Below are 21,895 nucleotides of genomic sequence, written 5' to 3' on the forward strand. Positions count from 1 at the left end.
TTTAGCTACGAATACCACGCCCCGTGGCTAATAGATAATGACAAGTACTGTACAAGCCTAAAACAAACAGTACTAGCACACTAAATGATGTTCCAATTCCCACATCAGACACACCTAAAAACCCGTAACGGAATGCGTTAACCATATAAACAATCGGGTTGATTTTAGACACACCTTGCCAAAGTTCTGGCAATAAGCTGATCGAGTAAAACACCCCGCCTAGATAAGTTAAAGGGGTTAACACAAACGTTGGCACAATAGAGATATCATCAAATGAACGGGCAAAAATAGCGTTAATTAAACCGCCTAAGGCAAACACAACGGACGTCATAAACACCGTCGCAATGATGATCCACCAATGTTGAATGTGCAAATCCACAAAAAACAGTGAAACTCCAGTAACCAAAGCACCAATCAGTAAACCTCGACAAACGCCGCCCATCACGTATCCCAAAATAATGACATACGTCGGTACGGGCGCTATCAACAACTCTTCGATATTTTTCTGAAACTTAGCACTAAAAAAGGAAGAGGCGACATTAGAATACGAGTTCGTAATTACCGACATCATGATTAAGCCAGGAACAATATACTCCATATAGCTAAAACCATGCATTTGGCCTATACGCGAACCAATTAAATTACCAAAAATAATAAAGTACAGCGTCATTGTAATTGCAGGAGGCACAATGGTTTGTACCCAAATACGCATAAAACGCTTTACTTCTTTTCGTAATAAACTGCAAAAAGCAGTCCAATATATTTGATACATAACGCTGACTACCTTTCTCCGTTAATAATACCGACAAACAATTCTTCTAAACGGTTCGCTTTATTACGCATTGATAATACGGTGATATTTTTCTCAGTTAATTGGGCAAAGACATGGTTTAGCCCTTGAGATTTTTCTAATTCGATTTCAATCGAACCATCGGTGATGGTTTGCTTACGCACGCCTTGTAACTCGCCAAGCGACTCCGTACTATCCACATCCAGAATGAATGTTTCTACTGCAAGCTTGCTGAGTAAACCTTTCATCGTCGTATTTTCAATCAACTCACCGTGATGAATAATACCAATGTGACGACATAAACTTTCGGCTTCTTCTAAATAGTGCGTCGTTAAAATAATCGTAATGCCATTCTCACGGTTAATACGCTCAATGAACTCCCACATTGAGCGGCGTAGCTCAATATCTACCCCAGCGGTTGGCTCATCTAAAATCAGCAGCTCTGGTTCATGCATTAATGCACGTGCGATCATTAAGCGGCGTTTCATACCACCAGAAAGATTACGAGCTCGTTCATTGCGTTTACCCCATAAATCTAACTGAGACAAATACGTTTTCGCCCTTTCCTTCGCAAGCTCCTTTTTGACGCCATAGTAACCCGCTTGTTGCATCACAATCTGTTCAACGGTTTCAAAAGGATTAAAGTTAAACTCTTGTGGGACTAAACCAATCTTTTGTTTGGCAAGTTCTAAATTTTTATCAATGTCGTAGCCAAAGACTTTTACTTGGCCAGATGTTTTATTGACTAAAGAAGAAATGATACCGATGGTGGTCGATTTACCTGCGCCATTTGGCCCTAATAATGCGTAAAAATCGCCTTTTTCTACTTGTAGACTGATGCCTTTTAAGGCTTCAAATCCCCCAGAATACGTTTTACGCAATTGTTCTAATTCTAAAGCGTACATATCACTCTCATGGTTGATGAATGGAACCTGCTGCTCCGAGCTTACAAAGTCTCTATTATAATCGGTTTCACTGGACTATGGTTAGATTCTACCGTAGCAACATAAAAAAGCACAAAGATTAATCCCTGAGAAAAGTATCTGCATAAAAATTAACTAAATCATTTAATCATTATTAAAAATTACAGCTTGCGATGCAGAGATTGTGTATAGTTGATGTATTGACGAGGGAAGTAACATGCCAGAATTAAAGCAATTATTCGACAACAACTCTAAATGGTCGGCCTCAATTAAGGCGAAAACTCCTGGGTATTTTACGACCTTAGCACAAGGACAAAATCCAGATTTTTTATGGATTGGGTGCTCTGATAGCCGTGTTCCCGCGGAACGTTTAACAGGGCTTTTTGCCGGTGAATTATTTGTCCACCGTAATGTCGCCAACCAAGTTATCCATACTGACTTAAATTGCCTGTCTGTGGTTCAGTACGCCGTTGATGTTCTTAAAGTGAAGCATATCATTATTTGTGGGCATTACGGCTGCGGAGGTATTACCGCCGCCATTGAAAACCCTAAGCTCGGACTGATTAATAACTGGTTATTGCATATTCGCGATCTGTATTTTAAGCATCGGATTTATTTGGATGCGATGTCGGGCATGGAACAATCCGATAAATTGGCTGAAATCAACGTCGCTGAGCAAGTCTATAACTTAGGTAATTCAACAATACTACAAAGCGCTTGGGAACAAGGACAAGATGTCGAACTGCATGGCGTGGTATATGGTATTGACGACGGACATTTGGAATATTTAGGGGTACGTTCAAACTCACCGCAAACCGTAGAAGATAGCTATAAGCAGGCAATGAAGCGTATTCTTAATCACGATCACACCTTATTATGTCGTTAGCACTATGTCTTTAACACTACGTCACGCCCCCTTTCTAAAACAACACCTGCAGCCATGCTTTCTCACAGCTGCAGGTTATCAATCATTCTAGTGGGACAACCTTACCGATATAGGGTAAGTGGCGATAGTTTTGCGCGTAATCAATCCCGACCCCAACAACAAATTCATCAGGGATCGAGAAACCGATCCACTTCACGTCAACGGTGACTTCGCGGCGAGAGGGTTTGTCTAGCAAGGTACAAATATCTATCGAGTTGGGCTCTCTTAGCATCAAAAACTCTTTCACTCGAGTCAGTGTATTTCCTGTATCAATAATATCTTCGACCAGTAGCACATCTTTACCTTGGATATCATCATCAAGATCTTTCAAGATACGCACATCGCGCGAGCTTTCCATGCCATTACCATAGCTAGAAGCGGTCATAAAATCGACTTGATGGTTAATGTCGATAGCTCTGGCTAAATCAGCCATAAATACAAAAGAACCGCGCAATAACCCGACCAATACCAAGTTTTCGCTATTTTTATAGTGCTGAGAAATTTCTTTACCCAACTCTTGAACGCGCTTCTGAACATCTTGCTCAGAGATCATCACTTCAACTTTATGTTTCATTCTGCTCTCGTATGATTAGTCTAGAAGCTATTTTTGACCACGAAAAGGCCATTATGTTGCCCAAAATAACTCCAAATATTGAACGCCGTATAGTATCATTCTCACTCTTATGAGGAAATTATTTCCTCTGCAAACCACGGGAACTTGATGGTAAATACTGATAATTGGTACAAAATTCGATGAAAAACATCCCAAGAATACGTATTTGATTGACCTTATAAATATGCATCAGTACACTCTTATAGACACTAAAAAATAAAATAATTACTAGTATCAAGTTCCATTCAAATAACAACGTAAGTAATCAAGGCAAAGGATTAATAATATGGATGCTTCTATCGAAAGGCGGCCGCGTACCCGCTTATCCCCTCAAAAGCGTAAACATCAGTTAATGGAAATTGCGCTCGAAGTTTTTGCAAAACGGGGAATTGGACGTGGCGGTCATGCTGATATCGCCGAAATTGCACAAGTATCAGTCGCGACTGTCTTTAACTATTTCCCAACCAGAGAAGACTTAGTCGACGATGTACTGACATTTGTGGTCCGTCAATTCTCTAACTTTTTAACTGATAATATCGATCTTGATTTGCATGCACGTCAAAATCTAAAAAACATTGCTGACGGTATTGTGGACCTTGCAATTGACGATTGTCACTGGCTGAAAGTCTGGTTTGAATGGAGTGCCTCTACCCGTGAAGAAGTATGGCCTCTCTTTGTATCCTCGAACCATACAAATCAACTGCTGCTGAAAAATATGTTCACTAAAGCCATTGAGCGTGGTGAGCTAGATAATCGCTACGCGGCAGAGGACATGGCGACGCTATTCCATGGCCTTTGCTATTCTCTGTTTGTACAAACGAACCGCGTCCCCAACGAACATAGTGTTCACCAGCTAGTGGACAACTACTTAGATATGTTATGTATCTACGCAAAAGAAAGCTAATAAATAGACCTTAACGTGCTTTCTAACACTTGGTCTCACGTTAGTTAACACAAAAAAAACCGCTGTTATTAACAGCGGTTTTTTGTATCTGCTTGCTAAGAAAATTTATTTCTTTTTCGCTTTTGCATTCGGTAGATCAGTAATTGACCCTTCAAATACTTCGGCAGCAAGACCAACAGATTCATGTAACGTTGGGTGTGCATGGATAGTCAATGCAAGATCTTCTGCATCACAACCCATTTCAATCGCAAGACCAATTTCACCTAGTAGCTCACCACCGTTAGCACCAACGATTGCGCCACCAATAACACGGTGTGTATCTTTATCAAAGATAAGCTTAGTCATACCATCTGCACAGTCAGAAGCAATCGCACGGCCTGAAGCAGCCCATGGGAAAATAGCGGTTTCGTAGTTGATACCTTCCGCTTTCGCTTCTTTCTCTGTTTTACCAACCCAAGCAACTTCTGGATCGGTATAAGCGATTGATGGGATAACCTTAGGATCGAAGTAGTGTTTCTTACCAGAAATCACTTCTGCCGCAACGTGACCTTCGTGCACACCTTTGTGAGCCAACATAGGTTGACCAACAATATCACCAATCGCATAGATGTGTGGTACGTTAGTACGCATTTGCTTATCAACGTTAATAAAGCCACGCTCATCAACTTCAATGCCTGCTTGATCAGCGGCAAGCAATTGACCGTTCGGTGAACGACCGATAGCAACAAGAACAGCATCATAGCGCTCAGCTTCTGCTGGTGCTTTTTTGCCTTCCATTGAAACGTAGATACCGTCTTCTTTTGCTTCAACCGCTGTCACTTTCGTCTCTAGCATTAGGTTGAATTTCTTAGAAATACGCTTAGTAAAGACTTTTACTACATCTTTATCGGCAGCAGGAATGACTTGGTCAAACATTTCAACCACATCGACCTGTGAACCAAGTGCATCGTACACGGTACCCATTTCTAGACCGATGATACCACCGCCCATAATAAGCAGTTTTTCTGGAACTTCTTTCAGTTCTAGAGCATCGGTAGAATCCCAAATACGTGGGTCTTCATGTGGAATGAACGGCAATTTAATTGGACGAGAACCAGCGGCGATAATCGCATTATCAAAGTTAACAACCGTCTTACCTTCTTCACCATCCACTTCGATAGTGTTAGGGCCAGTAAACTGACCAAGACCGTTAACTACGTTAACTTTACGCATCTTAGCCATACCGCCAAGACCGCCAGTAAGTTGGTTAATTACCTTCTCTTTCCATAGACGAATCTTATCGATATCTGTCGATGGTTCACCGAACACGATGCCGTGCTCAGAAAGCGCTTTTGCTTCTTCAATCACTTTAGCAACGTGAAGCAATGCTTTTGAAGGAATACAACCAACGTTAAGACATACACCACCTAGGGTGTTATAACGTTCGATGAGAACCGTATCTAGACCTAAGTCTGCGCAACGGAAGGCGGCGGAGTAACCAGCAGGACCGGCACCAAGTACAACAACTTGGGCTTTTATTTCTTTGCTCATTTCGACCTCTTGTAGTCAATATCCCTAACAGGCTGTGCAGGGGGGCGCTATCCATAGTATGTAAAGCGAAGCCTATGCAAGTGTTAACAGTTTAACGCTACGATAACACGTTGAAAGGAAATTCCATGCAGCCTGTGAGCTAGACGACAAATCATTTTAGGGTTTAATCCCCGAACTGAATTGACAAGATAAATTAAACCAAGGCGGCGTATTCGCCGCCTTGTTTATCTTAAACTTACTATTAAAGAACTAGGCGACGAATATCGCTCAAACAACCGTTCAAGTAAGTGATGAAGCGTGCGCCTTCTGCACCATCAATCACACGGTGATCGTAAGATAGTGACAGCGGAAGCTGTAGACGAGGAACGAAATCTTTACCATTCCATACTGGCTTCATTTCAGACTTAGATACACCTAGGATACCTACTTCTGGCGCGTTAACGATTGGCGTAAATGCCGTACCGCCAATACCACCAAGGCTAGAAATAGTGAAACACCCACCTTGCATATCAGAAGCTGTCAATTTACCGTCACGAGCTTTCTTAGACATCGCTTTCAGTTCATCAGACAACTCATGAATGCCTTTGTTGTTCACGTCTTTAAAGACAGGCACAACTAGGCCATTTGGTGTATCAACTGCAATACCTACGTTCACGTATTTCTTAAGAATCAGGCTTTCACCGTCTTCAGAAAGTGACGAGTTGAAAGAAGGGAAGGCATCCAGTGCTTTCGCTACTGCTTTCATGATGAACACAAGTGGCGTGATCTTCATGCCGGATTCTTTCTTCGCTTCAATCGCATTCTGTTCTTTACGGAACTTCTCTAGTTCAGTGATATCTGCGTTATCCCACTGTGTAACATGCGGGATCATCACCCAGTTACGATGCAGGTTAGCACCAGAGATTTTCTTAATGCGAGAAAGAGACTTCACTTCGGTTTCACCGAATTTGCTAAAGTCTACTTTTGGCCAAGGAAGCAAACCAAGTGCAGCGCCGTCGCCTTTACCAGATGCAGCTGAAGCAGCACCTGACTCTAGACGTTTAAGTGCATTCTTAACGTAGTTTTGTACGTCTTCTTTCTGAATGCGGCTCTTACGACCTGTACCTTTGACTTTCGATAAGTTCACACCGAACTCACGAGCAAGACGTCGTACAACTGGCGTTGCATGAGCATACTCGTTGTTTTCTTCAAACTCACCAGTCGCTGCAGGAGCGGCAGGCGCAGCTTTAGGCGCTTCCGCTTTTGCTGCAGGCGCAGGTGCAGGTGCAGGTGCTGCTTCAGGAGCAGGAGCAGGCGCGGCACCAGCCACTTCAAAGACCATGATGAACGAACCAGTTTTTACTTTATCGCCTTCAGAGACTTTGATTTCTTTCACTGTACCGGCGAAAGGTGCTGGCACTTCCATTGACGCTTTGTCGCCTTCCACAGAAATAAGCGATTGCTCTTCTTCTACTGTGTCGCCAACTTTTACCATGATTTCAGTAACTTCAACTTCGTCATCACCAATATCTGGTACGTTTACGTCTTGAGATGCAGATGAAGCCGCTGGCGCTGCCGGAGCTTCTGCTGCTGGTGCAGGTGCTGCAGCTTCCGCGCTACCCGCTACGTCAAAGATCATGATAAACGAGCCAGTTTTCACTTTATCGCCTTCAGCCACTTTGATTTCTTTCACCGTACCGGCGAAAGGTGCTGGAACTTCCATTGACGCTTTGTCGCCTTCTACAGAGATAAGCGATTGCTCTTCTTCTACTGTATCGCCAACTTTTACCATGATTTCAGTAACTTCAACTTCGTCATCACCGATATCAGGTACATTAACTTCTTGCGGCGCTGAAGAAGCTGCAGGCGCTGCAGCTGGTGCTGCGTCTTGAGCCGCAGGCGCTTCAGGAGCGGCACTAGCTTCTTCTTCAAACGTCATAATAAAGCTACCAGTAGACACTTTATCGCCTTCTGATACTTTGATTTCTTTAACTACACCCGCTTGTGGTGCTGGAACTTCCATTGAGGCTTTGTCGCCTTCAACTGAAATTAGTGACTGTTCTTCTTCAATTTTGTCACCAACGTTAACTAGGATTTCAGTAACGTCTACTTCATCCGCACCGATATCTGGTACGTAAATTTCGATTGCCATTGCTTCTTTACCTTTAATTAAGCGTGTAGTGGGTTAGTTTTTTCTACGTCGATGTTGAATTTCTTAATGGCTTCTGCAACCACAGATTTTTCAACGTCTCCACGTTTAGCAAGCTCACTTAGTGCTGCAACTACAACGTATTCGGCATTAACTTCGAAGTGACGACGTAGGTTCTCACGGCTGTCTGAACGACCGAAACCGTCTGTACCAAGTACTTTATAAGACTCAGCCGGAAGGAAAGCACGAACTTGTTCTGCGTAGTTTTTCATGTAGTCAGTCGCAGCGATTGCTGGTTCTGTACCCATAACTTGTGCAATGTAAGCCACTTGCTCTTCTGCTTCTGGGTGCAGCATGTTGTGACGTTCTACAGCTTGGCCTTCACGAGTGATCTCGTTGAAAGACGTTACTGAGTAAACATCAGACGCTACGCCGTAATCATCGCTTAGGATCTGTGCTGCTTTACGTACTTCGTTCATGATCGTACCAGAGCTCATTAGCTGAATCTTACCTTTAGAACCTGTGTAAGTTTCTAGCTTATAGATACCTTTACGAATGCCTTCTTCAGCGCCTTCCGGCATTGCTGGCATTGGGTAGTTTTCATTCATTAGCGTTAGGTAGTAGAACACGTTTTCTTGGTTCTCACCGTACATACGACGAATACCGTCTTGTACGATAACCGCAACTTCGTAAGCGAATGTTGGGTCATAAGAAACACAGTTAGGGATCGTGTTCGCTTGAATATGGCTGTGGCCATCTTCGTGCTGTAGACCTTCACCGTTCAACGTTGTACGACCAGCAGTACCACCTAGTAAGAAACCACGTGCTTGTTGGTCACCTGCCATCCATGCCATGTCACCAACACGTTGGAAACCGAACATAGAGTAGTAGATGTAGAATGGAATCATTGGCAAGTTGTTGGTGCTGTATGAGGTTGACGCAGCAACCCATGAAGACATTGCACCTAGCTCATTGATACCTTCTTGTAGAACCTGACCTGAGGTTGCTTCTTTGTAGTAAGAGACAACACCACGGTCTTCTGGCGTATATTCTTGGCCATTCGGGTTATAAATACCAATTTGACGGAATAGACCTTCCATACCAAACGTACGAGCTTCATCGGCAATGATAGGCACAACGCGCTCACCAATGCTCTTGTTTTTCAATAGCGTGTTCAAAGTACGAACGAATGCCATTGTTGATGAAATATCACGTTTTTGAGCATCAAGCAGAGGCTTGAATTCTTCCAGCTCTGGCACTTGAAGTTTTTCTTCAAAGTGAGTACGACGCTGAGGCGTGTAACCGTGCAGAGCTTGACGACGTGCGTGCAGGTATTCGTACTCTGCAGAACCTTCTTCGAGTTTCAAGTAAGGCAGTGATTTCACTTCTTCATCAGAAACCAGATCTTGTAGACCTAGGCGATCACGCATTTGATGTACATGAGTCATGTCCATTTTCTTAACTTGGTGCGCGATGTTTTTACCTTCAGCTGCTTCACCCATACCGTAACCTTTTACAGTTTGAGCAAGAATAACCGTTGGCTTGCCTTTGGTGTCTTGTGCATTTTTGAATGCCGCGTACATTTTAGACGTTTCGTGACCACCACGTTTTAGAGCAAAGATTTCTTCGTCAGTCCAGTCAGCAACTAGCGCCGCTGTTTCTGGGTACTTACCAAAGAAGTGTTCACGTACGTAAGCACCGTCTTTCGATTTAAACGTTTGGTAGTCGCCATCAATGGTTTCATTCATCAATTGAAGCAGTTTACCTGATGTGTCTTTAGCCAGCAGTGAATCCCAGTTGTTGCCCCATAGTACTTTCACTACGTTCCAACCTGCACCGCGGAATAGACCTTCAAGTTCTTGAACAATCTTACCGTTACCCATTACAGGTCCATCAAGACGCTGTAGGTTACAGTTGATAACGAAACATAGGTTGTCCAGTTTTTCACGAGCTGCTAGAGAAATTGCACCACGTGATTCTGGTTCATCCATCTCACCGTCACCTAGGAACGCGTATACACGCTGTTCAGACGTATCTTGAAGACCACGACCATCTAGGTATTTCAAGAAACGTGCTTGGTAGATTGAGCCCATTGGTGCCAGACCCATAGATACCGTTGGGAACTGCCAGAATTCAGGCATCAATTTAGGGTGTGGGTACGAAGGAATACCTTTGCCGTCCACTTCTTGACGGAAATGGTCAAGTTGTTCTTCAGTCAAACGACCTTCAACAAATGCACGAGCGTAAATACCAGGAGAAATGTGACCTTGGTAATAAACTAGATCGCCACCGTCTTTTTCGTTTGGAGCACGGAAAAAGTGGTTGAAACACGTTTCGTAGAACGCTGCTGAAGACTGGTAAGACGCCATGTGGCCGCCTAACTCTAAGTCTTTCTTAGAAGCGCGCAGGACAATCATGATTGCATTCCAGCGGATGATTGAACGGATACGACTTTCAATCTTCGTGTCACCAGGGTATGCCGGTTCTTGATCGACTGGGATGGTGTTAATGTAGTTCGTTGTTGTGCCAGTTGGCATATCAACGCCGTCAAGGCGTGCTTGTCCTAGAACTTCTTCTAATAAGAACTGAGCACGTTCTACGCCTTCTTCACGTACAACTGATTCAAGAGACTCTAACCACTCCTGAGTTTCCAGTGCATCTACGTCATGCTTCATATCAGACATGGCGATCTATCCTTCTGTTGATTGGATTAATAGAATCGCAATGGTCGCTACTGCGACTCATTACCCTGCTGAATTCGACGTAGAGAACGCTCTCGACGAGACTCTTCACGACCCAAATCCAACAATGTTTCTTCAATATAAGCTAAGTGCGAATGTGACATTTCATGGGCTTTTTCTGGGCGCCCAGAGACGATAGCATCAACAATATTAGCTCGGTGTTTACTTACATTATCCAGCGCCTCAGGGCGTCGGCGTAATAGCTTAAAGTTCTGTGAAATATTTTGTTCAAGCAACGGAGATAAGCTACGAATAATATGCAGTAAAACCACATTATGCGCAGCTTCAGCAATCGAGACTAAAAACTCCATAACAACTGGGGTTTCACGGTCTACATCACTATCGTTTTTAATCTCACCAATTTTAGCAAGACACGCTTTGACTACAACAAAATCTTCTTCGGTACCACGTAACGCTGCAAAATAGGCCGAAATACCTTCTAAGGCATGCCGAGCTTCCAATAAATCAAGCTGAGTTTCTGGGTGATTAGATAATAAATTGATCAGAGGATCAGAAAAATTATGCCACAAACTTTCGCTCACAAACGTTCCCCCACCCTGACGGCGAGTTAATAGGCGTTTCGCCTCTAAACGTTGGATAGCTTCTCTCACGGATGGCCGAGATACATCAAATTGTCGGGCCAGCTCACGCTCAGGAGGCAACTGGTGTCCGGGAGCAAGCGTACCTTCGACAATCAGCCTTTCTAATTCTTGTTCAATCACATCAGAAAGTTTTGGCTGACGAATCCTTTGATAAGCCATAATCTATCGTTTTACGCTCTTTTATTTGTGCAGGTAATTGGTAATACCAATTAAATTAATGCGGGGAAATTAACATAAATTAAGCGCTTCTGTCCAGCCAAAAGTTGACCAGCATCATAGAAGAGAGCAGGTTACAACACCTTGTTAACCCAAAGACTTGACTCACCTTAACAAATTGGTAATACCAATTTCATTTAACCAAAATAACCAGACTTAATGTCAGAATTATTGACTTATTGTAAATAAAAAGTGACAACAATAAGGGAATGAAAACCAATAAAAAGAGCAGCTTAATAAGCTGCTCTCATCACAGTGAATAATGGTTTACATTAACGCGGCTCTAAGTGCTCAATCATCAGTTGGAGCGTTTGGTTGCCTCGAAATTCATTAATATCGAGGCGATAAGCAATATGCACGGTCTTCACTGATGCATCAGGCCAGCGACGTAAATCGACATTAAAGGCGATGCCATCAATCATTAATTGTGTCGGATGGCCTTGGTATAAGGGTTCCAGCATCAATTTTAAATGCTTCTCTCCCACCAGCTTTTGGTGCAAGATTTTAAATTCCCCATCAAACACTGGTTCAGGGAACGTTTGCCCCCAGGGGCCTCCTGAACGCAGCATTTCAGCCACAGACATCGATAATTGTTCAGGCAGTAATTCGCCATCACTTAGAATAACCCCTTTTAACTGACTTTCATCCAGTTCACTGTGCACGATATCATCAAACAATTGGGAAAAACGTTCATATTCTGTTTCAACAATAGTTAACCCGGCGGCCATTGCATGCCCTCCGAACTTAAGAATGATTCCCGGCGCCTGTTTGTCTAACCGATCTAAGGCATCACGCATATGCAGCCCAGGCACTGAACGACAAGAGCCTTTTAAGGTTCCTTCACCACCATCGGCAAAGGCGATAACTGGTCGATGGAATTGATCTTTCACACGTGATGCTAAGATTCCAATCACACCTTGATGCCAATCACGTTGGAATAACACTAACCCATAAGGTAAGGTCTTTTCCCCACTCAACTGCAAACGTTCACAAAACGCCATCGCTTCTTGCTTCATGCCCGCTTCGATATCACGACGAGTATGATTAAGCCCATCCAATTCCGAGGCCATGCGCCGCGCCGCGTGAATATTATTACTCATTAAAAGCTCGACCCCAAATGACATATCATCTAGGCGACCCGCTGCATTAATACGCGGCCCTAACGCAAATCCAAAATCAGCTGCGACTAAACGACGAGCATCCCGTTTAGCGACCTCAATTAAGGCTTGAATCCCTGGACGAGCTTTACCAGCACGAATTCGCTGCAACCCTTGATGAACAAGAATACGGTTATTTTCATCTAATGGTACGACATCTGCTACAGTTCCCAGAGCCACAAGATCAATCAACTCCATTAATTTTGGCTCTGTCATGCCTTGATTGGCAAACCACTGCTGTTTTCGCATACGCACACATAATGCCATCATGAGATAAAATGCAACGCCAACACCGGCGAGCGCTTTTGATGGAAAGTGGCACGTTTGCAAGTTCGGGTTTACAATCGCATCCGCATTCGGCAGCGTTTCACCCGGTAAGTGATGGTCAGTGACTAACACGGTCATACCATACTGTTTAGCCTTGTCTACGCCACTAATAGAAGAGACGCCATTATCGACCGTCATGATCACTTCGGCGCCCATTTCTTTCGCTTGCTCGACCACCTCTGGGCTTAATCCGTAGCCGTCTTCAAAACGATTCGGCACTAAGTAATCCACATTGTGGCTACCTAACATACGTAACGCTAAAACCGAAAGAGCAGAACTGGTTGCCCCGTCGGCATCAAAATCACCGACAACGATAATACGTTTATGTGTACTAATCGCTTCAAACAGTAAAGTTACCGCTTGCTCAATACCAAATAGCTGTTGGTAGGAATGTAAACTTTTTGTGCTTTTTTCTAACTGGGCCAAGTCTGTCACGCCTCTATTCACATACAAGCGGCGTAACAGTTCAGGAATGGAGTCAGGTAATTGAGAAAGGTTAGGTTCTGGTCTTCTGCGTATTTCTATCATAGGTTCACTGGGCTTCACTCATGAAGCCCAAATCCATTATTTGTCTTACGATTGTTGTAAACGAGCTAACAACTGCTTAGGAGGTAAATATCCTCCAACCATTTCACCATTAGGCAAGAAAATAGCAGGCGTACCGTTCACTCCGAGTGATTGCCCTAACTGAAATTGGTGAGCAACTTCTTGCTTACATTGGGCAATATTAGCGCTTGGTTTGGGTAAACTATGTGATTGCTTCGCCTGATCCATCGCTGCGGCTGGATCTTTATCACACCAAATCGAGGCCATTTGCGAAGCCACTTCGCTATGCGGGCCTTGACGAGGAAACGCAAGGTAGCGCACGGTGATCCCTTCGTCATTATATTCTTTCATTTGGCTGTGCAGCTTAGCACAATAACCACAAGTAATATCGGTAAACACGGTAATCACATATTTTTGATTATCCGCTTTGTACTCGATCATGTCATCACGTTCAGCCGCGATTTTCTTCGCATTCAATGGCGCTTGGCGTTTCGCCAATAAATCGACATAGTTACCGCTACCATCCATACCATATAATGTACCGGCAATGAATTTTTCTGCATTAGGGGTTGCGTATAACACACCGCCATTGGTATGAACTTCAACCAAACCATCAATATCTGCAGGTTGTACATCAAGGACTTGAATACCGAGCTTACCTAAACGGGATTGAAATGCTTGTTTGTCTACGTTGGCGTGTTTCATCACACCATTGGATTGGGGCGCAGCCACACTCGCAGGTGTAGTCAACACAAGGGCGCATATAGGGAGCGCTACAATAAACAGTCGACGGAGTAAAGTCATTCAAATCACCTCAAATAAAATATCAAGCCCTTGGATGGTGCTCATGATGGAGTTGTTTTAGTCGCTCTGTCGCGACATGCGTATAGATTTGTGTTGTGGATAGATCACTATGTCCTAACAACATTTGTACGACCCGAAGATCTGCTCCATAGTTGAGCAAGTGCGTGGCAAAAGCATGACGTAAAACATGAGGAGACAGTAATTCCACATCAATGTCGGCTTTAATCGCATAATACTTAATTCGGTGCCAAAAAGTCTGGCGCGTCATTTGCTTCGCGCGTCGACTTGGAAATACCACATCTGATGACTTTTCACCTAATAAATGTATGCGCCCCTGTTGTAAGAAAGTCTCAATCCAATCAACGGCACTTTCTCCCATCGGCACCAAACGCTCTTTACCACCTTTACCGATCACTCTCACGACGCCTTGGCGTAAACTGACGTTTTCCATCGTCAGTGATACTAACTCAGTCACCCGTAAGCCGGTCGCATACAACAATTCAAGCATCGCTTTATCACGTAATTCTAGCGGATCATTAGGATCGGGAGCCTCTAATAGGTCATCAATTTGCTGCTCGGATAAGTCCTTAGGTAAGCGCTTAGGGAGTTTGGGACTGACTAACAAAGCACTAGGATCATCAGCGCGAATTTTCTCGCGATGTAAATATTGGAATAATCGACGAATAGCCGAAATCAATCTCGCTCTAGAGGTTTGTTTATAATCACAATCTGCTAACCAAGTTTGAAACTCCTGCAGACCATTGACACTAATGAAGTCGAGGCGATAGTTATGGTTTTTCATCCAATGAAGAAGTTTGGCAAGATCTGTGCGGTAAGAAGACAATGTATTTTCAGACAGCCCTCTTTCCATCCACATGGCATCTAAAAATTGCTCAACCAATCCTTGATCTGGCGAAATAGCCTCAGTCACATCCACTCCTCACACTTAAGGTCTGTATTACACTGTAATATCACAAAATTTTAGTGTTCCCAAGCCACATGGCCAGAAACGCTTCAACTTATGAAAGTGTGCCACGTTTTTGAGCTTTTGCTAACTATTGTTATTTACTTTCATGTCATTTTTACGATAACCAATGCAACTAACGACTATTTATGGTTAAAATTCTCTCTCTCAATCACAATCGGTACATGTCATTATGAAAATCGGCCTATTTTATGGCTCGACGACCTGCTACACCGAAATGGCAGCAGAAAAAATTTGCGCCATGATCGGTGAAGAGATCGTCGACATACACAATGTTAAAGAAACGCCCCTCACACTGATGAATGATTATGATTTTCTCATTCTAGGCATTTCTACTTGGGATTTTGGTGAGATTCAAGAGGACTGGCTCGAAATCTGGGAACACATTGATACACTAGCGCTTCAAGGCAAAACTGTCGCACTGTTCGGTTTAGGGGATCAAGAAGGCTATGGTGAATGGTTCCTCGATGCTATGGGTCTCTTACACGACGAAGTAAAAAAACTCGGCGCCCAGATTATCGGCTACTGGCCCATCGATGGCTACGAATTTGATGCATCCAAAGCACTGACCGAAGACGGCACACAGTTTGTCGGTTTAGCCTTGGATGAAGACTCACAATATGAACTCAGTGACGAGCGTATTGCAAGTTGGGTCGAGCACATTCTCGTCGAGTATCACGATACTCTATAGTCATTCTCATCACTTAAGACCTCGGCGTAACCGTCGCCAATCAAAACTTAAGCCGGGGTCAGTTTTACGCTGCGGAGCAATGTATTGATGGCCTGTGACTCTTGGCACAGTGATCTGTGGATATCGCTCCATCACTTGACGACTCACGTCAATCAATGCCCTATATTGCGCATCGGTGTACGCTAAAAAATCGGTTCCTTCTAACTCAATGCCAATCGAATAATCATTACAGCGCTCTTGCCCCGCAAACGAGGATTTTCCTGCATGCCATGCTCGCGCAGTAAAGGGGACAAATTGCACTATTTCACCATCACGACGAATCAAACAATGCGCAGAGACCTTCATCGCTTGAATGACAGCAAAAAACTCATGCTCATTGGCGTCTAATTTCCCAGTAAAGAACTGTTCAATATACGGCCCACCAAACTCCCCTGGAGGTAAACTGATATTATGAACCACCAACAAAGAGAGAGTAGTATCACTCGGACGTTCATCGTAAAACGGGGATGGCACTTGCTTAGCACTGATTAACCAACCATCTTTATCAATCATTCGGGGGTTCCTTATCGCTCTTGTGATGTGCATTTTATCTTGCTCAGTCATAAAAGCGAGAATAGTGGCTGAAATCCTCTTACGAGGATCGTATTATTGGCCGAACTTTTGGCGATTTAGACCTCATACGATGAAAGAAACCCATACAATACAACAACGCTTAGACTACCTTAACAGTGAACTTGCGCAAGATCTGACGCGTGCCGTGACAGAAGCACTCAAAGAAGATTTAGGCAAAACCGTCAATCCAGATATGGATATTACCGCCAGCTTGATCCCTCGCGATACCATCGCTACAGCAACGCTCATTACGCGTGAAGATGGCGTATTTTGTGGGCAACCATGGGCAAATGAAGTCTTTAAGCAATTGGGGGCAGACGTCACTATTGATTGGCATGTAAATGATGGGGATACGGTCATCTCTAATCAAACACTATGCACACTGCACGGCCCAGCTCGTATTCTGTTAACCGGCGAGCGCAATGCCATGAACTTTATCCAAACGTTATCGGGATGTGCGACTGAAACAGCACGTTATGTAGAACAACTCAAAGGCACAAATTGTCGCCTACTCGACACCCGTAAAACCATTCCAGGCCTACGTAATGCGCTTAAATACGCGGTAACCTGTGGCGGAGGTTTCAATCATCGTATTGGCGTTTTCGATGCTTACCTTATCAAAGAAAACCATATTATGGCTTGTGGAGGTATTGAGGCCGCGATTCAAACAGCAAAGCAGCTCAATCCCGGTAAACCAGTTGAAGTCGAAACAGAGAGCTTGGACGAACTGCAACAAGCGGTTGATGCGGGCGCAGATATTGTCATGTTGGATAACTTCACACTTGAGATGATGCGTAAAGCCGTTGAGATAAATGCCGGCCGAGCAGCACTAGAAAACTCCGGTAATATTACGCTCGATACTTTGCATCAATACGCAGCAACAGGCATTGATTATATCTCTGTGGGCGCACTAACCAAGCATATTCGTGCCATGGATTTATCCATGCGTTTCGTATAACGCCGCGTATCATCTAACTCCCCTGACCTATGGCGCAGCCTGACTCTCACTCAGGCTGCTTTGCTACGAATTTACGACTTATATTAGAAAAATAACGATTGGTTTACAGCCAATGCCCATATTGTTCCTACTCGACTCGCAACCTTCTCGTCGCCTACTCGCCTGAGCTTAATTTCGTTTTTACTGTTCTTATACTTTTATACCATTCAAGGACAGACTATGTTTCACGTACGTAAGCATCCACAAGGGTTTAGTTTGATTGAACTGATGATTGTCGTCTCAATTATCGCCACTTTATCTGCCATCGCTATTCCGGCTTATCATAACTATGTAATAAAAAGTCAACTTACCGCTGGTGTGGCTTTTTTAAATGGCCTGGTCACACCTGCCGAATTGTATATTCAAACCAATGGTTCTCTGACTGAAAACACGGATCTAGCTCAGCTTGGAGTTACGAGAGATAAATCCCCACTAGGTACGCTTATGATTGAACAGGGCGCTCTAACCTTTCACTTTCATCAGCCACAAGGTGCCATCGCAACATTATCACGCGATTTACAGCTTGGTTGGCAATGCGAAATGACGCTTCCCGACTCTGAACTCAATGAACATATTCCTGCTGGGTGTCAATAATGCATCCTCTACTCATGTTACTGCGCCATGCAAATCTTATCACCCATCAACAAGCGGAAAAGGCGGCGACACTGTGTGATAAAAAACACCTCTCCCCCTATCAGGCCTTAAAGACATTACACATTTACTCTTATGACAAACTTATTGCTCATATCAGCCAACTGTTGCACTTACCTATTGCTAATATTGAGGATTATGATTATCCATCACTATGCCAAGAACTTCAGCTTAAAGAGCCGATCGTGCATTACCAAGCCTTACCTGTTGCTAAAGTTGATCAAGAGCTCATCTTGGCAGTCACAGATCCAACTGACCAACAACTACAAAATGACTTCCAATTTTCAACTGGGCTCAATGTACAGTTGGTTCTCTCACGCCATGACCATATTCAAGCGGCGATACAAGCGCTTTATGGGGATTCGGTTAAACCGCAGCAACAGGCACAAACCGAGCAAGTGTTATCTTCTTTAGTTGCGGAAAATGAGCAACTAGAGCAAGAAGAGCTGACTAACAACCAATCTCCGGTGAGTCATGTGGTGGATCAAATATTATGTGCCGCTATTGATCATCAAGCCTCCGACATCCACTTTGAACCCTATCAAAATACTTATCGTATTCGCTTTCGTTGTGATGGTTTGCTGTTAGAACATCAACACTTGCCTGTAACATTGCATCGTCGTTTTGCCGCTCGGCTTAAGATCATGGCACAGCTCGATATTGCCCAAAAACGTTTACCTCAAGATGGACGCATTCATTATACCCACCATCCAAGCGAAGCCGTTGATATCCGTGTATCACTAATACCGACCCAGTGGGGCGAAAAAATCGTACTACGACTTCTTCCGGCGCAGCGTCCCATCGCCTTTGAACGCTTAGGGTTAACCTCTCTTCAGTACACGCAATTTCAGCATGCCTTGCATCAACCTCAAGGGTTTATTCTAGTGACAGGGCCAACGGGGAGCGGTAAAACTCAAACACTGTATTCAGCGTTAATGGACATTAATCACCCGACTCTCAATATTTCCAGTGTCGAAGATCCTATTGAAATTAGCTTACCTAATATTAATCAGATAGCGATTAACCATAAAATTAATCTTGATTTCGCGATGGTGTTACGATCGCTATTACGACAAGATCCAGATGTCATTCTCATTGGTGAAATCCGCGATAAGGAGACCGCTGATATAGCCATCAATGCCGCGCAGACAGGTCACTTAGTTTTAGCCACTTTACATACCAATTCGACCACTGAAGCCATCCAACGCTTGCAACAAATGGGGCTCGCCAGTTATCTCATCGGCTCATCTCTGCAGCTGATTGTCGCACAGCGACTCGTGCGGCGATTATGTACCGAGTGCCGTCGGCGTTATACGCCTACCCAACACGAACGAGATATTCTGGGGATCAACGACCAGCAACCCATTTACTGCGCTAACGAGGTCGGGTGCCATGCGTGTCATTATGGATACAAGGGACGCATTGCTATTTTTGAGTTATTGCCCGTTGATGACGAGCTCAATGAGGCTATTTATCAACAAAAAAGTGCACGCGATTTAGCGAATATTGCCTCGCAAACTGGCATGGTTTCACTATTACAATCGGCGGTTCATCAAGTGATATTAGGGGAAACGTCCCTTCAAGAGTGTCAACGGGTCTTAGTGATGGCGCAAGGCAGCATGCTATGACACTCTCTCTTTATCACTTTCATTGGACGGGTATCGATCAACAGGGCCTGCATCTGCATGGGTGCTATGTCGGATTAAGCCCACAAGAAGTTCATGCACACCTCCTTAACCGTCATATTCGTTTGTTAACGCTACACAAGCAACCCGTTAATCGCTATCTTTATCGATACGTCATTAAGCACCATGATATTTCTATTTGGACCAAGCAAATGGCAACCCTATTAAGTAGTGGCTTATCTCTCGCCCAAGCCATTGAGCTACTCAAGTTACATCAAAAAAATATGGCAATGCGCTCACTGCTGTACGCGTTAGCCGATTCCATCGCTTCTGGACTAACGTTGTCTCAATCTCTAAAAGTGTATAATCGGTATTTTGATGATCTCTACATTAACCTGATTGAGTCAGCTGAGCATCACGGGAAAATGGCTGAGATCTTCACCACATTAAATACGCACCGCGAACGTAGTGATGCGCTCAAACGACAGATTTTTAAAGCCGCCCTTTATCCAAGCCTAGTATTACTGGTCGCCGTTATTGTCACGTATATTATGCTCGTCATGGTGATCCCTGAATTTGCACAACTGTTTGCCAGTTTTGATGCCAAGCTCCCAACCATGACACACGCCGTTATCAACGGCTCGCTCTGGCTGCAACGCTGGGGGAAAGAATTGATTATTTTCATCACTAGCTTAAGCGCTGGTGGTTATTACCTATTCACTCATTCAACGCGTCTACAATACACCGTAAGCTATGTGATATTACGCCTCCCAAAGGTTGGGAAAATCATTAAAAAAGCCGCTTTAGCTCGGTTTTGTCAAACGAGTGCGACTAGCTTAGCCGCGGGACTGCCCATTTTAAACGCGCTGCAATTAGGGGCAAACAGCACAGGGAATGCTTACTTGATTCAGCAATTTATTTCTATCATTGAACGTACAGCCAGTGGGCATCCATTTTATACTTCTCTAAGTAATCGTCAGATCTTTTCCCATACTTTTATCCAGCTAATTACCATTGGTGAAGAAAGTGGTCAATTAGATAGTATGCTGCAAAAAATCTCACAAAATTATCAAAATGACGTACAACATAACATCGAAAATATTGAGAAAATGCTCGAACCACTGTTAATTTTAATCATTGGTTCTCTCATTGGTGGATTAATTATTGCGATGTACCTACCAATATTTAATCTTGCTGGCATATTGAGTTAAACTGAGATTAACTCCTCATAATATATTTGATTAGGCCGTCTTCATTGTGACTATTTTTCTTTACTATCCATGGCTCTACCCTACTTTTGTAACAATTTTTGGGGTCATTATCGGTAGCTTTCTTAATGTGGTGATTTATCGCACGCCTAAAATTATGGAGCAAGAGTGGCGTCAAGACTGCGCGGACAGCTTTCCTGAATATGGCATTACTCTACCAACTGAGCGTATCACCTTAAGTATACCTCGTTCACAATGCCGTCATTGTCATACGCCTTTACGCATTATTGATAACATCCCTCTCATTAGTTGGATTTGCTTGAGAGGACGTTGCCATCACTGCCAAACCCCGATTTCATGTCGCTACCCATTGGTTGAGGCACTCACGGCCATAATGAGCTATATCGTCGCTAGCCACTTTGGGCCCACTCCCTATGGCATCGCCGCACTGTTTTTTACTTTTGTGCTTATTGCCGCAACGTTTATCGATTTTGATACCTTACTTTTACCAGATCAACTGACTCTTCCGTTATTATGGGCAGGCATTACCTTAGCTTTGCTGGGATATTCACCGATTAGCTTAGCCGATGCCGTGGTCGGAGCTATGGCAGGCTATTTAATATTGTGGAGTCTGTATTGGGGCTTTAAACTGCTAACTGGCAAAGACGGAATGGGTTATGGTGACTTTAAATTACTCGCCGCCCTTGGCGCATGGTTAGGTTGGCAACAACTTCCGGCGATTATTTTACTTTCTTCTGTCGTCGGTATTGTTTTCGGGCTGGTACAATTACGCTTACAAAACAAAGGAATTGCAGCCGCATTTCCGTTTGGGCCGTATTTAGCTATAGCGGGGTGGGTTTGTCTGCTTTGGGGGCATAATATTATCACTTGGTATCTACACACGTTTTTAGGCTGGTAAT

19 protein-coding genes are annotated in these 21,895 nt (G+C 43.8%); 8 read left to right on the top strand and 11 right to left on the bottom strand.

Going from position 1 to position 21,895, the window contains the following annotated elements; all coding sequences use genetic code 11:
• Position 1 precedes the first annotated feature (1 nt).
• Positions 2–772 (bottom strand): ABC transporter permease, encoded by a 771-nt coding sequence (locus tag OCU30_RS10055; RefSeq protein ID WP_077315736.1) that lies wholly within the window; start codon positions 770–772, stop codon positions 2–4.
• Between the two features lie 8 nt (positions 773–780).
• Complete coding sequence (locus tag OCU30_RS10060; RefSeq protein WP_077315737.1) at positions 781–1,695, bottom strand: ABC transporter ATP-binding protein; 915 nt, start codon at positions 1,693–1,695, stop codon at positions 781–783.
• A 235-nt stretch (positions 1,696–1,930) separates the two neighbouring features.
• Between OCU30_RS10060 and can the strand changes: the two genes are divergently transcribed.
• The gene (can, locus tag OCU30_RS10065) at positions 1,931–2,599 is read left to right on the top strand and encodes a carbonate dehydratase (protein WP_077315738.1); all 669 of its coding nucleotides are present in this window, start codon (positions 1,931–1,933) and stop codon (positions 2,597–2,599) included.
• Positions 2,600–2,681: 82 nt separating this feature from the next.
• Here can and hpt read toward each other — a convergent pair whose 3' ends face one another.
• Positions 2,682–3,212 carry a hypoxanthine phosphoribosyltransferase gene (gene hpt, locus OCU30_RS10070; protein WP_077315739.1) on the bottom strand — a complete coding sequence of 177 codons (531 nt, stop codon included), beginning with the start codon at positions 3,210–3,212 and terminating at the stop codon, positions 2,682–2,684.
• A gap of 325 nt (positions 3,213–3,537) precedes the next feature.
• On the opposite strand from hpt, the gene OCU30_RS10075 reads away from it, so the two are divergent.
• The gene (locus tag OCU30_RS10075) at positions 3,538–4,155 is read left to right on the top strand and encodes a LuxR/HapR/OpaR family quorum-sensing transcriptional regulator (RefSeq protein ID WP_077315740.1); all 618 of its coding nucleotides are present in this window, start codon (positions 3,538–3,540) and stop codon (positions 4,153–4,155) included.
• Positions 4,156–4,260: 105 nt separating this feature from the next.
• Here OCU30_RS10075 and lpdA read toward each other — a convergent pair whose 3' ends face one another.
• The 7 genes from lpdA to xerD form a co-directional block, all read right to left on the bottom strand.
• Complete coding sequence (lpdA, locus tag OCU30_RS10080; RefSeq protein ID WP_077315741.1) at positions 4,261–5,685, bottom strand: dihydrolipoyl dehydrogenase; 1,425 nt, start codon at positions 5,683–5,685, stop codon at positions 4,261–4,263.
• A gap of 241 nt (positions 5,686–5,926) precedes the next feature.
• Complete coding sequence (gene aceF, locus OCU30_RS10085) at positions 5,927–7,816, bottom strand: pyruvate dehydrogenase complex dihydrolipoyllysine-residue acetyltransferase (RefSeq protein WP_077315742.1); 1,890 nt, start codon at positions 7,814–7,816, stop codon at positions 5,927–5,929.
• Positions 7,817–7,833: 17 nt separating this feature from the next.
• Positions 7,834–10,497 carry a pyruvate dehydrogenase (acetyl-transferring), homodimeric type gene (aceE, locus tag OCU30_RS10090; RefSeq protein WP_077315743.1) on the bottom strand — a complete coding sequence of 888 codons (2,664 nt, stop codon included), beginning with the start codon at positions 10,495–10,497 and terminating at the stop codon, positions 7,834–7,836.
• A gap of 47 nt (positions 10,498–10,544) precedes the next feature.
• Positions 10,545–11,315, bottom strand: a complete 771-nt coding sequence (gene pdhR, locus OCU30_RS10095; protein WP_077315744.1) for a pyruvate dehydrogenase complex transcriptional repressor PdhR — start codon at positions 11,313–11,315, stop codon at positions 10,545–10,547.
• 329 nt (positions 11,316–11,644) lie between these two features.
• Positions 11,645–13,384 carry a single-stranded-DNA-specific exonuclease RecJ gene (gene recJ, locus OCU30_RS10100; RefSeq protein WP_077315745.1) on the bottom strand — a complete coding sequence of 580 codons (1,740 nt, stop codon included), beginning with the start codon at positions 13,382–13,384 and terminating at the stop codon, positions 11,645–11,647.
• 45 nt (positions 13,385–13,429) lie between these two features.
• Positions 13,430–14,206 (bottom strand): bifunctional protein-disulfide isomerase/oxidoreductase DsbC, encoded by a 777-nt coding sequence (gene dsbC, locus OCU30_RS10105; RefSeq protein WP_077315746.1) that lies wholly within the window; start codon positions 14,204–14,206, stop codon positions 13,430–13,432.
• Positions 14,207–14,228: 22 nt separating this feature from the next.
• Positions 14,229–15,137, bottom strand: coding sequence for a site-specific tyrosine recombinase XerD (xerD, locus tag OCU30_RS10110; RefSeq protein ID WP_077315747.1), 909 nt, complete (start codon positions 15,135–15,137; stop codon positions 14,229–14,231).
• A 226-nt stretch (positions 15,138–15,363) separates the two neighbouring features.
• Between xerD and fldB the strand changes: the two genes are divergently transcribed.
• Positions 15,364–15,882, top strand: coding sequence for a flavodoxin FldB (gene fldB, locus OCU30_RS10115; RefSeq protein ID WP_077315748.1), 519 nt, complete (start codon positions 15,364–15,366; stop codon positions 15,880–15,882).
• Between the two features lie 9 nt (positions 15,883–15,891).
• Here fldB and ampD read toward each other — a convergent pair whose 3' ends face one another.
• Positions 15,892–16,434 (bottom strand): 1,6-anhydro-N-acetylmuramyl-L-alanine amidase AmpD, encoded by a 543-nt coding sequence (gene ampD / locus OCU30_RS10120; protein ID WP_077315749.1) that lies wholly within the window; start codon positions 16,432–16,434, stop codon positions 15,892–15,894.
• Between the two features lie 130 nt (positions 16,435–16,564).
• On the opposite strand from ampD, the gene nadC reads away from it, so the two are divergent.
• From nadC to OCU30_RS10145, 5 genes are all read left to right on the top strand, one after another.
• On the top strand, positions 16,565–17,452 hold the full coding sequence (gene nadC, locus OCU30_RS10125; RefSeq protein WP_077315750.1) for a carboxylating nicotinate-nucleotide diphosphorylase: 888 nt from the start codon (positions 16,565–16,567) through the stop codon (positions 17,450–17,452).
• Between the two features lie 219 nt (positions 17,453–17,671).
• Positions 17,672–18,085: a pilin gene (locus OCU30_RS10130; protein WP_077315751.1), complete on the top strand. Its 414-nt coding sequence runs from the start codon at positions 17,672–17,674 to the stop codon at positions 18,083–18,085.
• Positions 18,085–19,770, top strand: coding sequence for a GspE/PulE family protein (locus OCU30_RS10135; protein WP_077315752.1), 1,686 nt, complete (start codon positions 18,085–18,087; stop codon positions 19,768–19,770). Before OCU30_RS10130 ends, OCU30_RS10135 begins: the two co-directional genes overlap by 1 nt.
• Positions 19,767–20,978 carry a type II secretion system F family protein gene (locus OCU30_RS10140; RefSeq protein WP_077315753.1) on the top strand — a complete coding sequence of 404 codons (1,212 nt, stop codon included), beginning with the start codon at positions 19,767–19,769 and terminating at the stop codon, positions 20,976–20,978. Before OCU30_RS10135 ends, OCU30_RS10140 begins: the two co-directional genes overlap by 4 nt.
• 46 nt (positions 20,979–21,024) lie before the next feature.
• Positions 21,025–21,894, top strand: a complete 870-nt coding sequence (locus tag OCU30_RS10145) for a prepilin peptidase (protein WP_077315754.1) — start codon at positions 21,025–21,027, stop codon at positions 21,892–21,894.
• Position 21,895 lies beyond the last annotated feature (1 nt).

Origin of the sequence: Vibrio palustris (genome assembly GCF_024346995.1) — a bacterium.
GTDB lineage: Bacteria > Pseudomonadota > Gammaproteobacteria > Enterobacterales > Vibrionaceae > Vibrio > Vibrio palustris.

Excerpts from the sequence above, each read along its gene's own strand:
- OCU30_RS10055 (WP_077315736.1), bottom strand. The coding sequence starts at position 772 with ATGTATCAAATATATTGGACTGCTTTTTGCAGTTTATTACGAAAAGAA.
- OCU30_RS10060 (WP_077315737.1), bottom strand. The coding sequence starts at position 1,695 with ATGTACGCTTTAGAATTAGAACAATTGCGTAAAACGTATTCTGGGGGA.
- can (WP_077315738.1), top strand. The coding sequence starts at position 1,931 with ATGCCAGAATTAAAGCAATTATTCGACAACAACTCTAAATGGTCGGCC.
- hpt (WP_077315739.1), bottom strand. The coding sequence starts at position 3,212 with ATGAAACATAAAGTTGAAGTGATGATCTCTGAGCAAGATGTTCAGAAG.
- OCU30_RS10075 (WP_077315740.1), top strand. The coding sequence starts at position 3,538 with ATGGATGCTTCTATCGAAAGGCGGCCGCGTACCCGCTTATCCCCTCAA.
- lpdA (WP_077315741.1), bottom strand. The coding sequence starts at position 5,685 with ATGAGCAAAGAAATAAAAGCCCAAGTTGTTGTACTTGGTGCCGGTCCT.
- aceF (WP_077315742.1), bottom strand. The coding sequence starts at position 7,816 with ATGGCAATCGAAATTTACGTACCAGATATCGGTGCGGATGAAGTAGAC.
- aceE (WP_077315743.1), bottom strand. The coding sequence starts at position 10,497 with ATGTCTGATATGAAGCATGACGTAGATGCACTGGAAACTCAGGAGTGG.
- pdhR (WP_077315744.1), bottom strand. The coding sequence starts at position 11,315 with ATGGCTTATCAAAGGATTCGTCAGCCAAAACTTTCTGATGTGATTGAA.
- recJ (WP_077315745.1), bottom strand. The coding sequence starts at position 13,384 with ATGATAGAAATACGCAGAAGACCAGAACCTAACCTTTCTCAATTACCT.
- dsbC (WP_077315746.1), bottom strand. The coding sequence starts at position 14,206 with ATGACTTTACTCCGTCGACTGTTTATTGTAGCGCTCCCTATATGCGCC.
- fldB (WP_077315748.1), top strand. The coding sequence starts at position 15,364 with ATGAAAATCGGCCTATTTTATGGCTCGACGACCTGCTACACCGAAATG.
- ampD (WP_077315749.1), bottom strand. The coding sequence starts at position 16,434 with ATGATTGATAAAGATGGTTGGTTAATCAGTGCTAAGCAAGTGCCATCC.
- nadC (WP_077315750.1), top strand. The coding sequence starts at position 16,565 with ATGAAAGAAACCCATACAATACAACAACGCTTAGACTACCTTAACAGT.
- OCU30_RS10130 (WP_077315751.1), top strand. The coding sequence starts at position 17,672 with ATGTTTCACGTACGTAAGCATCCACAAGGGTTTAGTTTGATTGAACTG.
- OCU30_RS10135 (WP_077315752.1), top strand. The coding sequence starts at position 18,085 with ATGCATCCTCTACTCATGTTACTGCGCCATGCAAATCTTATCACCCAT.
- OCU30_RS10140 (WP_077315753.1), top strand. The coding sequence starts at position 19,767 with ATGACACTCTCTCTTTATCACTTTCATTGGACGGGTATCGATCAACAG.